Source organism: Tabrizicola aquatica, assembly GCF_002900975.1.
In the GTDB taxonomy this organism is placed as follows: Bacteria; Pseudomonadota; Alphaproteobacteria; order Rhodobacterales; family Rhodobacteraceae; genus Tabrizicola; species Tabrizicola aquatica.
Genome location: NZ_PJON01000001.1, coordinates 1,327,992 through 1,339,837, shown reverse-complemented (window position 1 = coordinate 1,339,837; position 11,846 = coordinate 1,327,992). Strand labels below are relative to the sequence as shown.

Here is an 11,846-nt window from a genome sequence, read left to right as displayed (position 1 = left end):
AGGACCTCATCATGGGATCTCCTTCGTGATCTCGCCGACGAATGTGCGCATCGCCCAGGCCTGCGCCACCAGCCGGGCCGATGGCAGGCAGAGGTCCAGCCGCGGCATCAGCGGGTTGCCCAAGGTTGGGCCGCCGAACGCCAGCGCCAGAAAGTCGCGCATCGCGTCGAGGAACATCGCATTGCGCTCAAGCGGCAGGTCCAGTCCACGCGGGCCGTCGGGTTCGGTCACCCGGTAGACCTGGGCGGCAAGGTCGAAGTCATGCATCCGTTCCGTCCCGCGCAGGGTGGTGCGGCGATGGAGGAGCGGCGTCAGGTAGTCCATCGACACATCGCCCACAAGCCCTTTGCGATGCAGAGAAATCCGGCTGGCGAAGTCCACGCCCGGAAAGGCCGGGTGCCCCAGGCTTTCAACCCGCGCAACCTGCAACCCCGGGAACAGGCAGGCGGCAAGGTCCAGCTCGTGACAGAGGTCCAGCAGCACGCCGCCCCCCTCGGCCTTGGCGGCATAGCTGTCCGAAAACCGCCAGTTCTGCCGCCACTGGGTCACGTCATGGCCGATGGACAGCGCAAACTGGAACACATCCGTCAGGTCGATCCCGGCCAGCGCCCGCACGGCCGGATGATAGCGCATCATGTAGCCCAGCATCGACCGATCTGCGACCGGTGCGGCGACCGCAGCAATCGCCTCCACCTCCTCGGGCCGGAAGGCGAGCGGCTTTTCGATATAAAGCGGCAGGTTCCGCGCGGCGGCGGCCTCGATCAGCGGTAGGCGGATGTCGGTTGCCGTGGCCAGCACCACCGCCCGCGCATCCGTCATCGCGGCCAAGGCACCGCCAAGGCCCGCCTCGCGCCAGGACACCAGCCGGGACGAGGCGCCAAGCGCCTGAAGATTGTCGTGATGCCGGCGCCCGATGGACCCCGAGCCGATGACCAGAACTCGCATCCGCAAGACCTAGCGCGAAACCGCGCCTGCCACCAGAGGCGGGCGCTTCTGCGGCCATTCCGTCGCGCGATGCCAGGCCTGACCCAGGGCAAGGACGCCCCTGTCGTCGCCCGAGCGGCCGATGATCTGCATCCCCATTGGCAGGCCCTGGTCCGAGAAGCCCACGGGAACCGACAGCGCCGGCAGGCCGATCAGGCTGGCGGGGATTACCACCTCCATCCAGCGGTGGTAGGTGTCCATCTTGCGGTCCGCAATCTCTTGCGGCCAGCGCCAGTCGGCCGGGAAGGGCCAGACCTGGGCCGAAGGCAGGACCACGGCGTCGTAACGCTGGAACAGCCGCGCGGCATGGGCGTGCCAGCGGCTGCGGATCACGCTTGCCTCATGGACCGCCTGCGCCGACAGCCCCATGCCCTGTTCGATTTCCCATAGCGTCTCGGGCTTGGTCAGCGCCCGTTTGGCCGGGTCCTCCGCCAGCGCCCGCTTGCCCCCCGCGTTCAGCATCGCCCGCAGGATGACCCATGAGGACCACAGCTTTTCCGCCGGGAAGGGCGGCGCCAGCGGCTCGACCACCGCGCCCATCTTCTCCATCTGCCGCAGCGCCGTCTCACACAGGGCCAGAATCCCCGGCTCCATCGCATAGGCCCCGCCCCAGTCGGCCAGCCAACCGATGCGAAGGCCCTTCACGTCGCGGTCCAGCGCCAGGTCGGGCAGGGCGCGGGGAAAGGGCACCTCGGGGTTCTCTCCTGCCAGCACCTGCAAAAGACGGTCCAGATCCTCGACCGTGCGCGCCATCGGGCCTTCGGTCGAGAGCGTGGACAGATAGGTGTCGCCCTCGGCATCCTGCGGGACGAGGCCCCAGGTCGGGCGAAAGCCATAGACGTTGCAGAAGGCGGCGGGGTTGCGCAAGGAACCCATCATGTCGGACCCGTCGGCGACCCAGGCCATCCGCGCCGCCAGCGCCGCCGCCGCCCCGCCGGAAGAGCCCCCGGCGCTGCGGGTAAGGTCATAGGGGTTCCGCGTGACGCCGAAGATCGGGTTGAAACTGTGCGACCCCTGACCCCATTCCGGCACATTGGTCTTGGCCGCAATCACCGCCCCGCTGGCCCGCAGCCGGGCGGCGACAAGGTCGTCCTGCGCCGGCACGTGCCCGGCATGGATCGGTGAGCCCCAGGTCGTCCGCAGCCCCTTGGTGGCCACCAGATCCTTGACGGCAAAAGGAATTCCATGCAGCCAGCCCTGCGGCTGCACATCATCCAGCGCGCGCGCCTCGGCCATCAGCTCATCGGGATCGCGCAGCGAGACCAAGGCATTCACCGCCCCATTCACCGCCTGCACTTGCGCCAGCCAGGCCGCCATCACCTCAGACGGCGCCATCTTCCGCGCATGGATCGCGGCGGACAACTCGGTGGCCGTTCCCTCCAGCAGGTCTTTCATCTTTGCTTAAATATCCTGCGGGGGTCCGGGGGTGCAAAACCCCCGGACGGTTGGTGCTTGGACCTTACTTCTGCAATTCGGTCCAGATCGCGGTCATGTACTCCAACCCCTTGCCGCGGCAGGTGGGCAGGAACTTGCCGGCGGCCTTGTGCTCTTCCGGGACCACCACTTCGGGCGCGGTCTTCATGTCTTCCGGCATGAAGGCATCCGACCCCGCGATCCCGTTGGCATAGCGCGCAAAGGCCGAGATCATCGCCGCATTCTCGGGCAGCATGATGAAGTCGATGAACTTGTAGGCTTCCTCGACGTTCTGGGCATCCTGCAGCAGCATGACCGAGTCCATGAAGATCGGGTAGCCTTCCTTGGGATAGCCATACTGCACATCGCCGTTGGTGTTCAGCCGCACCCGCATGGTCGAGCCGTTCCAGTTCACGCTGGCCGCCCAGTCGCCGTTGGACAGCCGCTCGGTGGCGCCATAGTCCATGCTGATCCAGTTGGGCTTGGCGGCCAGCAGGACGTCGCGCGTTTTCTTCATCACTTCCGGGTCTTCGCTGCACGGCTCGCCGCCGACATACATCGTGGCCAGCGAGACGATGTCGATCATCTCGGGCACGACGTTGATCTTGCCGACAAGCTCGGGCGGAACCTCCAGGAAGACGGCCGAGGTGTTGATGTCACCGCCATAGATCTTTGTATTCACCGCGATGCCGGTCGAACCCCACTGCCACGGAACCGAGAACTTGCGGCCCTGGTCCCAGTCCACGTCCATCCATTCCGGCGCGATGTTCTTGTGGTTCGGCAGCTTGGACAGGTCCAGCTCCTGAACCAGGCCCTTCTCGACCCAGATCGGCACATAGCTGGCCGAGGGCACCACAAGGTCAAAGCCCGACCCGCCGGCCTCGACCTTGGCCAGCGCCACGTCGTTGCTGTCGTAGTCCGTCACCGTCACCTTGATGCCGGTCTCGGCTTCGAACTTCGCCAGAAGCTCGGGGCTGGTGTAGTTGCCCCAGTTGTACAGCTGCAATTCGCCCTCGGCCGCGGCAAGCGTTGCCGAGGCCAGGACCATCGCGGTCGCGGACAGAAGATGTTTCATCGGTAGTCTCCCCGTTTTTGGTTGTCAGTCTTTCTTGCGCGTCAGCAGGAAGAAGGCGGTCAGCATCACCACCGTCACCCCCAGCAACATGGTCGAGATCGCGTTGACCTCGGGCGTGAAGGACCGGCGCAGCTGGCCCAGCATGTAGGTGGGCAGGGTATCCTGGCCGCCGGACTTCACGAACTCGGTAATTACAACGTCGTCCAGGCTGATGACGAAGGCCAGCATGGCGCCGGCCATGATCCCAGGCGCCAGCAGCGGTAGCGTGACCCGCCGGAAGGTGGCAAAGGGGCTGGCGTAAAGGTCGGCGGCGGCAGTTTCCAGCGCCAGGTCCATGCTTTCCAGCCGCGCGCGGATCGGCAGATAGGCGAAGGGAATGCAAAAGGCGGTATGGGCGGCGATCAGATAGCCCAGCCCCTGATAGCCGGTCGCAACCTTCAGGATGCCGAAGAAGATCAGCAGGGCAACTGCCGTCACCACTTCGGGCACCATCAAGGGCTGGTTCAGCACGACATAGATGAAGGTCTGCCCCTTGAATGCCCGGCGTCGCGTCGTCCCCAGGGCGGCCATCGTCGCCAGCGCCGTGGACAGGACCGCAGCCGAGGCCCCGATCACCAGCGACCGCATGGTGGCGGCCTTCACATCGTCATTGGCCCAGGCGTCGGCATACCAGTGCAGCGAGAACCCGCCCCAGATCGCGACCGAGTTCGAGGCGTTGAACGAGAAGATCACCAGCGTCAGGATCGGCAGATACAGCAGCACGAAGGCCGCGATGGCAATGGTGGCAAAGCCGGGCAGGCGGCTGATCTGGAACCCGCGTCTAGCCATGACCCTGGCTCCGGTCGCGGTTCGCCACCCGGACATAGATCAGAAGGGCGGCCATCACGATGATCAGCAGGGTCACCGACAGTGCCGCGCCCAAGGGCCAGTTCTTGCCCTGCAGGAACTGCAACTCGATGAAGTTTCCGATCATCATGTTCTTGCCACCGCCCAGGATGCGCGGCGTGACATAGGCCCCAAGGCTGGGGACAAAGACCAGGATCGACCCGGCGATGATGCCGGGCTTGACGATGGGCAGGATCACCCGGCGCAGGGTCAGCCAGCGGCTGGCGTAAAGGTCATAGGACGCCTCCAGCAGCCGCATGTCGAACCGCTCGATCGTGGCGTAGAGCGGCAGCACCATCAGCGGCAGATAGACATAGGTCATGCCGATCAGGACCGCGGTTTCCGTGTAGTTGATCTGCAGCGGTGTCTCGATCACGCCCAGCCAGATCAGCAGGGTGTTCAGGATGCCCTCGTTGCGGATCACCTCGTTGATCGCGAAGGTGCGGATCAGCAGGTTGGTCCAGAACGGAATCGTGATCAGGAACAACCACATGGCGCGTTGCTGGGGCGGTCGGGTGGCGATGAACCAGGCCGTGGGAAAGCCAATGGCGAAGGTCAGCGCCGTGGTGGTCAGCGACAGCCAGACCGAGCGCCAGAAGATCGTCAGATGCGCATCGGCCAGGGCATAGCGTTCCTCGAAGATGTCATAGGTGTAAAGGATGCCCTTCCACCCGTCGGTCGAGAATTCGTGGATGACGTTGCCGGTATCGTTCGCCGTCAGGAAGGAATACCAGACGACGATCAGCAGCGGCCCCGAGGCCGCAAAGGCCAGCACCACCAGCGCCGGCAGCGACAGAAGCCAGCCGTTGCGGGCCGAGGTCCTGACGGCATTTGCCTCGGCGGGGCTCATTCAGTCCTCCACCCGCTGCACGGCGCCCTTGGCGAAGGTCACACCCACCGCTTGCCCCTCGGCCAGCCCCGCCTCGCCCGAGACGGGGTTCTGCAGCCGCGCGACCAGTTCGGTCCCGTCCGCCAGCGCCAGGTGGCAATGCGTGTCGGTGCCGAAATAGACCAGCGATTTCACCACCGCCGCCAGCCCCTGATCCGCCGCGCCCAGCCGCAACTGTTCGGGCCGCACGATCACCGTGGCCGGCCCGCCGGGGGACAGTCCCGGCACCTCGATCCGCTCGCCCGTGGCAAGCCGCAGGGCGCCATCCTCGGCCGTGCCGGTCAGGAAGTTCGTCTCGCCGATGAAGCTGGCAACGAAGCGGTTCTTCGGTTGGATGTAGATGTCCTTCGCGGTGCCGACCTGCTGGATGCGCCCTGCGCTCATCACCGCGATGCGGTCGGACATGGTCAGCGCCTCTTCCTGGTCATGGGTCACGAAGACGAAGGTGATCCCGGTTTCCAGCTGCAGCCGCTTCAATTCGATCTGCATCTCCTTGCGCAGCTTCAGGTCCAGCGCGCTAAGGGGTTCGTCCAGCAGCAACACCTTCGGCTGCGGTGCAAGCGCCCGGGCCAGCGCGACCCGCTGCTGCTGGCCGCCCGACAACTGGCTGGTCTTGCGCCCCGCCATCGTCGCAAGCTTGACCAGGGCCAGCATCTGCGCCGTCCGCGCCTTCACCTCCGCGCCGGGTTTGCCCAGCATTTCCAGGCCAAAGGCGATGTTCTGCGCCACGGTCAGATGCGGGAACAGCGCATAGCTTTGAAACACCGTATTCACCGGTCGCTTGTTCGGCGGCAGGGTGGTGATGTCGGTCCCGTCCAGCAGGATCGTGCCATCCGTCGGCATCTCGAACCCCGCGATCAGGCGCAGAAGAGTGGTCTTGCCGCAGCCCGAGGGGCCAAGCAGCGTGAAGAACTCTCCCCGCCGGATATCGACCGAGACATCGTCCAGCGCCCGAACGCTGGTGCTGCCTTGCCCGAATGCCTTGACGACATTGCGGGCCGAGATGGTCACTTCTTCCGCCACCAAGACCCCCACTTCATCCCCTGAGTTTGATCATATTGGGCGGAATAGTTTATTCCCCACAAGCGATTCCTTCCCGCTCAGCCGGCCATGGGCGCTCTTTTCCCGGCCCAGGGGGCGGCGCGCTCAACCTCTGCGCACAAGGCGATCAGGGTTTCATCCTGGCCGAATGCGGCGGCCAGGTGGATGCCGATGGGCAGGCCGGTGCGGGACCAACCCAGGGGCAGGCTGGCGGCTGGTTGCCCGCTGGCGTTAAAGACGGCGCAGAACGGGGAATAGGCAAAGATGCCCTCCGGTCCAGTACGATAGCCGACATAATCGGTGGTCTCATGGTTGAACCGCCCAACCTTGGCGGGGGGTTCGGCCAGGGTGGCTGACAACAGGATATCCGGCCCCTGGTCGAAGAACCCCGCCATCTCGCGTCCGAAGGCATGGATCTGGCCCACCGCCTCCAGATAGCGCGTGGGGTGCAGGGTCTCGGCATGGGCGACCGCACCGCGACCGACGCCCTCGACCAGATCGGGGGACAAGGGGCGGCCCTTCAAGGCCGAGCGGATGCCAAGCGCGGTCCCCACGGCGACGATATCGGTCCAGGCCCGCATCATCCCGGGCACATCGGCCTTGGGCCGCGCCGGCTCGACGATATGCCCCAGCGATTCCAGCAGCTTGCCCGCCGCACGCACCGCCTCGGCCACCTCGGGGTCAATCGGATCGCCAGTGAAGGTCGTGTCGCAAAGGCCCACCCGCAGCCGCCGCGGCGGACGGCTGATCGCGGCGGCATGGCCCCGGCCCAGCGGCGGTGCCCAGTAGGGCGCGCCCAGATCGGCCCCCTCGCAGGCGTCCAGCATCACCGCCGTATCCCGCACCGAGCGCGTGAGGAACCCGTCGATCGCCATCCCCGCCCAGCCTTCGCCGGCATAGGGCCCGTCCGGCAGCCGCGCCCGCGTCGGCTTGAACCCGAACAACCCACAGGACGCGGCCGGAATCCGCACCGACCCCCCGCCGTCCGAGCCATGGGCAAAGGCCACGATCCCCGCCGCGACCGCCGCCCCCGCCCCGCCGGAAGATCCGCCCGGGGTGTGGTCCAGGTTCCAGGGGTTCCGCGTCGGCCCGCCATAGACGGCCGATTCCGTCGCCGCACCGATCCCGCCCTCGGGACTGGTCGTGCGCCCGAAGGTCACGACTCCCGTGGCCTTCATCCGCGCGAAGATGCTGGAATCCTGCCCGTAGACCGTATTGGCCAAAAGACGGCTGCCATTGTGCGAGGGAAAGTCCTTCGCCTCGGCCCCCAGGTCCTTGATCAGGAACGGCACCCCCCGGAACGGCCCGGCTGGCAGCCCCTCGGCAATCGACCGTCGGGCGACCTCCGCCTGCAGCAGCACCACCGCGTTGATCGCGGGATTGCGCGCCTCGACCGCCGCCAGCGCCGCATCCAGCAGTTCCGAAGGGCTTACCTCGCCCTTCGCCACCAGCCCCGCAAGTTCTGTCGCATCCGCCGCACCCAGATCGCCGATCATCGCCTTCTCCTTCTTTTCGCAAAGCCTGCCCCCCGTGGCCTGCGGGGTCATGCCCATCCCCGCCGCTCCACGGTCGCTTTCCGCCACGTCTTTCCCTTCTGCAAATATCCTGGGGGTTTGGGGGTGAAACCCCCATCAGCCGAGGAGAAGGGCGCAAGCCCGCCGACGAGACAAAAGGCTTGCGCGGAACGCGCTCCGCTCAGTTGCCGCCCGCCACCCCGGGGGACAGCGCGACCTCCTGCGCCAGCCGGCCCTCGCGATCGAAGATCAGGATGCGATCATCGCGGGTCACCACGGCGGTCCACCCCTCGCCAAAGGTGACCGCCTGCGCCTCGGTGCCTTCGGGCAGGACGAACCCCTCGGGCAGCGCGGGCACACCAAGGGCCTGCGGCATCCGGGTGACAAGCAGGGCCACCACGGTTATGACACCGCCGATCATCGTCAGCATCAGGACGATCACCAGCCATTTCAGAAGCCGCAGGCTGGGCGGCAGGGCAGGATCGGGGGCGTCGGGCATGGCAGGATCGGACATGGACGAGACTTTCGATGAAGACGCGGGCGATGACGACTCGGGCGATGAAGACGCGGGCGATGACGGCGCGGGCGATGGCGGCGCAGGGGTCCTGGCCGTCACCATCGGCCCGGATGCCCCCACTCGCCTTGATAAGGCGCTTGCCGCCGCCGTGCCAGAGGAAGCCGCGCTTTCACGGTCGCGGCTGGCCCGGATGATCGCGGAGGGTGCCGTCAGCCGCGCAGGGGTGGCGGTGACCGATCAGAAGGCCAGGGTCGCCGAGGGCGAGGTCTACCTCCTGCGGCTGGACCCTGCCGTCGGGATCGAGACCCTGCCGGAAGCTATCCCGCTGAGCGTGGTGTGGGAGGATGCCGACCTCATCGTCATCGACAAGCCGGTGGGCATGGTCGTCCACCCCGCGCCGGGCACACCCTCGGGGACGCTGGTGAACGCGCTTCTCCATCACTGCGGCGACACGCTGTCGGGGATCGGCGGGGCGCGGCGGCCGGGGATCGTGCACCGGATCGACAAGGATACCTCGGGCCTGCTGGTCGTGGCCAAGACCGACCGGGCGCATCATGGGCTGGCGCGGCAGTTCGAGGACCATTCGGTCACCCGCCGCTACCTTGCGGTCGTCCTGGGGGTGCCCCAGGCCAGCGATCCGCGGCTGCGGGGGTTGCGGGGGGTGACGATGGAGGCGGCGGGGGTGATCCGGATCGCGACCAACCTGGCCCGCCACCGGACCGACCGGCAGCGGCAGGCCGTGGTCTGGGAGGAGGGCCGCCATGCCGTCACCCGGGTCCGCGTGGTCGAGGCCTTCGCCGACCAGGCCGCGCTGGTCGAGTGCTGGCTGGAGACCGGGCGGACGCATCAGATCCGGGTCCACCTGGCCTATGCCGGGCATGGGCTTGTCGGGGACCAGACCTATGGAGGCCGGCGGAAGGTGGCGGGCAAGGTCGCGGGGGCGGAGGTGGCGAACCTGTTCCCGCGGCAGGCGCTGCATGCGGCGACGCTGGGGTTCGATCATCCCGTGACGGGGGAAAGGCTGGAGTTCGCCGCCCCCCTGCCGGCCGATATGGCGGGCTTGATCGAGGCGTTGCGGGGGGTCTGAACCTGTGGGTGTCCACGGTGGACAAATTGCGATGCTGCAACATTATCAAACACTTGCTCGCGGGCGTTAGGGAAATCTTAACCCCTGGCCCCGGGCTTGCAGGGGCGGCTGCAAGGGCCTATGCTGACGCTTGCAAGGGCCAATGTGGCCCCCGAGGTGCGTATATGCCGGAGACTGTGGCAGCCAACTGATGTCATCCGCCCGCAAGGGCACGGATGACCGAACCGACCGACGAAGCGCGCCAGGCCTTCGTCCGGTCTGGCATGGCTTTCCGACTTCGGACAATCCTGATGAACATCTCACGACACGAGCAGCGCGTGCTGCACGTTCTGGCCCTTGGGGGCCGCATTGACCATTTCCGCACGGGCCGCAGGATCGCCGAGGTCCAGTGCATCACCCGAGACGGGTTTATCCTGGCTGACTGCACGCTGCCGGTCTTTCAACGGCTGCGGCGCAAGCGGCTGATCGCCTCGGAAGGTGGAGGGCCCTATCGCATCTCGCGGTTGGGCCGGCTTTCGGTGCGGGCGCAACTGGACAACCAGGGGTGACCCGCCTGCGCCGCTGCATCTGGGCCTGACGGTGTTGCAGCAAGCATGGCGGCAGGATCACGGAGCGGCGTTGCCAGGGCCGGCAGAGGCTGGATTGTGCGTCCTGCCGGATGCGTTCGCCGCATCCGGCAAGACGGTTGACCCGGCCCGCAGCCGGGTCGGCACCGTCAGTAGCTGACCCAGGCGGCGGGGCTTTCCAGCACCTCTTCCAGCTTGCAGCCCTTGGAGGTCTTCTTGCACAGCCGCATCGCCTTGCGCCGGGCCTGGCCGTTGTCGCCGCCGATATCGGCGTAGATCGTGCCGTCCTTGCCCACCACCAGGGCCAGGCTGCCATTGGCGACCGAGGGGCCAAGGTGGCAGTTGGAAAAGCCGCTGGACAGGCAGGCGTTCATCGCGCCGTTCTCGGCCTCGGCGAAGGACGAGGCGTTGACGTACCAGGCATAGGTCGGGCGGCCAGACGCATCTGTGCCCCAGGCAATTGCGCCGAAGCGTTCGACCCAATAGCCGCTGGGGCCGGGATCGACATAGTTCGGATCGACCTCGCACAGCGGCGTCGGGGGCGTGGTGCTGTTGTCCATGCCGACCAGGTACTGGCCCGGCCCAGGGCCGTTGCAGGGAAAGAGCGCCAGGGCGGGCGTAGCCAGCAGGCTGGGCAGGGCAAGGGCAAGGCCCAGGGCAAGTGAACGCAGGAGGGTGGCAAGCATGGTGGGCATGGGTGGTCCTTTGGCAGCGTGGCGGCCGGGGTAGCGCAGGGGACCTGTCCTGTCTGGTGGGGATTTCCTGATCCCTGTCCGTCCGGTGCGGTGCCGGACTGACATTCGCGTGACCCTGCTGTCACAATGCTTTGCGCGCGTGTGGGGGATCCTCACCTGTGCGGCAGGCGTTGGGAAATAAGACTTGCGGGGCTGGGTGAGTTACTTTAGGTTATCACCTTCCCCGGGGGCGCTGACGCACCGGGACACATGAGGGGGCACAATGAGCACCTACACCAACCTACCCGCACCAAGCCCGGAACAGGGCCTGAACCGGTATCTGCAGGAAATCCGCAAGTTTCCGCTGCTGGAACCGGAAGAAGAATACATGCTGGCCAAGCGCTGGGTGGACCACCAGGACGCGCAGGCCGCGCACAAGATGGTCACCAGCCACCTGCGTCTGGCCGCCAAGATCGCCATGGGCTATCGCGGCTATGGCTTGCCGCAGGCCGAGGTGATCAGCGAGGCCAACGTCGGCCTGATGCAGGCGGTCAAGCGGTTCGACCCGGAAAAGGGGTTCCGGCTGGCGACCTATGCGATGTGGTGGATTCGCGCCTCGATCCAGGAATACATCCTGCGGTCGTGGAGCCTGGTGAAGCTGGGCACGACGTCGGCGCAGAAGAAACTGTTCTTCAACCTGCGCAAGGCCAAGGCCAAGGTCGGCGCCCTGGAAGAGGGCGACTTGCGACCCGAGAACGTGGCCCAGATCGCCAAGGACCTGTCGGTGACCGAGGACGAGGTCATCGCGATGAACCGCCGGTTGTCGGGCTCGGACGCATCGCTGAACGCGACGGTCGGCTCGGACGGGGACAGCGTGACCCAGTGGCAGGACTGGCTGGAGGACGAGGATTCCGACCAGGCCGAAGCCTATGAGGAAAAGGACGAGCTGGACGCCCGCCGCGCACTGCTGGTGCAGGCGATGTCCGTGCTGAACGACCGCGAGAAGGACGTGCTGATGCAGCGTCGGCTGTCGGAGGACCCGGTCACGCTGGAGGAACTGTCGGAAAGCTATGGCGTCAGCCGCGAGCGGATCCGCCAGATCGAGGTGCGCGCCTTCGAGAAGCTGCAGGCGAAGATGCGGGAACTGGCCAAGACCAAGGGCATGGCGATCCCGGCCTGACCGGCAACCGATTTTCTGCGA

The 11,846-nt window shown here is 66.6% G+C and carries 12 protein-coding genes; 3 read left to right on the top strand and 9 right to left on the bottom strand.

The window, feature by feature from the left end; translation table 11 throughout:
• Nucleotides 1-9: 9 nt before the first annotated feature.
• The 8 genes from CXR42_RS06525 to CXR42_RS06490 all read right to left on the bottom strand — a co-directional run bounded on the left by CXR42_RS06525 (nucleotide 10) and on the right by CXR42_RS06490 (nucleotide 8,315).
• Complete coding sequence (locus CXR42_RS06525) at nucleotides 10-945, bottom strand: Gfo/Idh/MocA family protein (RefSeq protein ID WP_103256619.1); 936 nt, start codon at nucleotides 943-945, stop codon at nucleotides 10-12.
• A gap of 9 nt (nucleotides 946-954) precedes the next feature.
• Nucleotides 955-2,379, bottom strand: coding sequence for an amidase (locus CXR42_RS06520; RefSeq protein WP_103256618.1), 1,425 nt, complete (start codon nucleotides 2,377-2,379; stop codon nucleotides 955-957).
• 64 nt (nucleotides 2,380-2,443) lie between these two features.
• The gene (locus CXR42_RS06515; RefSeq protein ID WP_103256617.1) at nucleotides 2,444-3,472 is read right to left on the bottom strand and encodes an extracellular solute-binding protein; all 1,029 of its coding nucleotides are present in this window, start codon (nucleotides 3,470-3,472) and stop codon (nucleotides 2,444-2,446) included.
• A 24-nt stretch (nucleotides 3,473-3,496) separates the two neighbouring features.
• The gene (locus tag CXR42_RS06510) at nucleotides 3,497-4,300 is read right to left on the bottom strand and encodes an ABC transporter permease (protein WP_103256616.1); all 804 of its coding nucleotides are present in this window, start codon (nucleotides 4,298-4,300) and stop codon (nucleotides 3,497-3,499) included.
• Nucleotides 4,293-5,207, bottom strand: a complete 915-nt coding sequence (locus CXR42_RS06505; RefSeq protein ID WP_103256615.1) for an ABC transporter permease — start codon at nucleotides 5,205-5,207, stop codon at nucleotides 4,293-4,295. Before CXR42_RS06505 ends, CXR42_RS06510 begins: the two co-directional genes overlap by 8 nt.
• The gene (locus CXR42_RS06500; RefSeq protein WP_103257070.1) at nucleotides 5,208-6,269 is read right to left on the bottom strand and encodes an ABC transporter ATP-binding protein; all 1,062 of its coding nucleotides are present in this window, start codon (nucleotides 6,267-6,269) and stop codon (nucleotides 5,208-5,210) included.
• Between the two features lie 77 nt (nucleotides 6,270-6,346).
• Complete coding sequence (locus CXR42_RS06495; protein ID WP_245875351.1) at nucleotides 6,347-7,870, bottom strand: amidase; 1,524 nt, start codon at nucleotides 7,868-7,870, stop codon at nucleotides 6,347-6,349.
• 112 nt (nucleotides 7,871-7,982) lie between these two features.
• Nucleotides 7,983-8,315 carry a DUF6476 family protein gene (locus tag CXR42_RS06490; protein ID WP_245875350.1) on the bottom strand — a complete coding sequence of 111 codons (333 nt, stop codon included), beginning with the start codon at nucleotides 8,313-8,315 and terminating at the stop codon, nucleotides 7,983-7,985.
• Here CXR42_RS06490 and CXR42_RS06485 point away from each other — a divergent pair.
• Together CXR42_RS06485 and CXR42_RS06480 are read left to right on the top strand one after the other, a co-directional pair.
• Nucleotides 8,314-9,405, top strand: a complete 1,092-nt coding sequence (locus tag CXR42_RS06485) for an RluA family pseudouridine synthase (RefSeq protein WP_103257067.1) — start codon at nucleotides 8,314-8,316, stop codon at nucleotides 9,403-9,405. The two genes, CXR42_RS06490 and CXR42_RS06485, sit on opposite strands and share 2 nt — an antisense overlap.
• A gap of 290 nt (nucleotides 9,406-9,695) precedes the next feature.
• Nucleotides 9,696-9,953, top strand: a complete 258-nt coding sequence (locus tag CXR42_RS06480; RefSeq protein ID WP_103257066.1) for a YjhX family toxin — start codon at nucleotides 9,696-9,698, stop codon at nucleotides 9,951-9,953.
• 167 nt (nucleotides 9,954-10,120) lie between these two features.
• On the opposite strand, the gene CXR42_RS06475 is transcribed toward CXR42_RS06480, so the two are convergent.
• Nucleotides 10,121-10,666 (bottom strand): DUF4189 domain-containing protein, encoded by a 546-nt coding sequence (locus CXR42_RS06475; protein ID WP_180995977.1) that lies wholly within the window; start codon nucleotides 10,664-10,666, stop codon nucleotides 10,121-10,123.
• Nucleotides 10,667-10,928: 262 nt separating this feature from the next.
• Between CXR42_RS06475 and rpoH the strand changes: the two genes are divergently transcribed.
• Nucleotides 10,929-11,825, top strand: coding sequence for an RNA polymerase sigma factor RpoH (gene rpoH, locus CXR42_RS06470; RefSeq protein ID WP_103256613.1), 897 nt, complete (start codon nucleotides 10,929-10,931; stop codon nucleotides 11,823-11,825).
• Nucleotides 11,826-11,846 lie beyond the last annotated feature (21 nt).

What these genes read in the sequence shown, in the direction of transcription:
- CXR42_RS06510 (WP_103256616.1), bottom strand. Translation starts at nt 4,300, where the DNA reads ATGGCTAGACGCGGGTTCCAGATCAGCCGCCTGCCCGGCTTTGCCACC.
- rpoH (WP_103256613.1), top strand. Translation starts at nt 10,929, where the DNA reads ATGAGCACCTACACCAACCTACCCGCACCAAGCCCGGAACAGGGCCTG.
- CXR42_RS06475 (WP_180995977.1), bottom strand. Translation starts at nt 10,666, where the DNA reads ATGCCCACCATGCTTGCCACCCTCCTGCGTTCACTTGCCCTGGGCCTT.
- CXR42_RS06490 (WP_245875350.1), bottom strand. Translation starts at nt 8,315, where the DNA reads ATGTCCGATCCTGCCATGCCCGACGCCCCCGATCCTGCCCTGCCGCCC.
- CXR42_RS06505 (WP_103256615.1), bottom strand. Translation starts at nt 5,207, where the DNA reads ATGAGCCCCGCCGAGGCAAATGCCGTCAGGACCTCGGCCCGCAACGGC.
- CXR42_RS06485 (WP_103257067.1), top strand. Translation starts at nt 8,314, where the DNA reads ATGGACGAGACTTTCGATGAAGACGCGGGCGATGACGACTCGGGCGAT.
- CXR42_RS06525 (WP_103256619.1), bottom strand. Translation starts at nt 945, where the DNA reads ATGCGAGTTCTGGTCATCGGCTCGGGGTCCATCGGGCGCCGGCATCAC.
- CXR42_RS06520 (WP_103256618.1), bottom strand. Translation starts at nt 2,379, where the DNA reads ATGAAAGACCTGCTGGAGGGAACGGCCACCGAGTTGTCCGCCGCGATC.
- CXR42_RS06515 (WP_103256617.1), bottom strand. Translation starts at nt 3,472, where the DNA reads ATGAAACATCTTCTGTCCGCGACCGCGATGGTCCTGGCCTCGGCAACG.
- CXR42_RS06480 (WP_103257066.1), top strand. Translation starts at nt 9,696, where the DNA reads ATGAACATCTCACGACACGAGCAGCGCGTGCTGCACGTTCTGGCCCTT.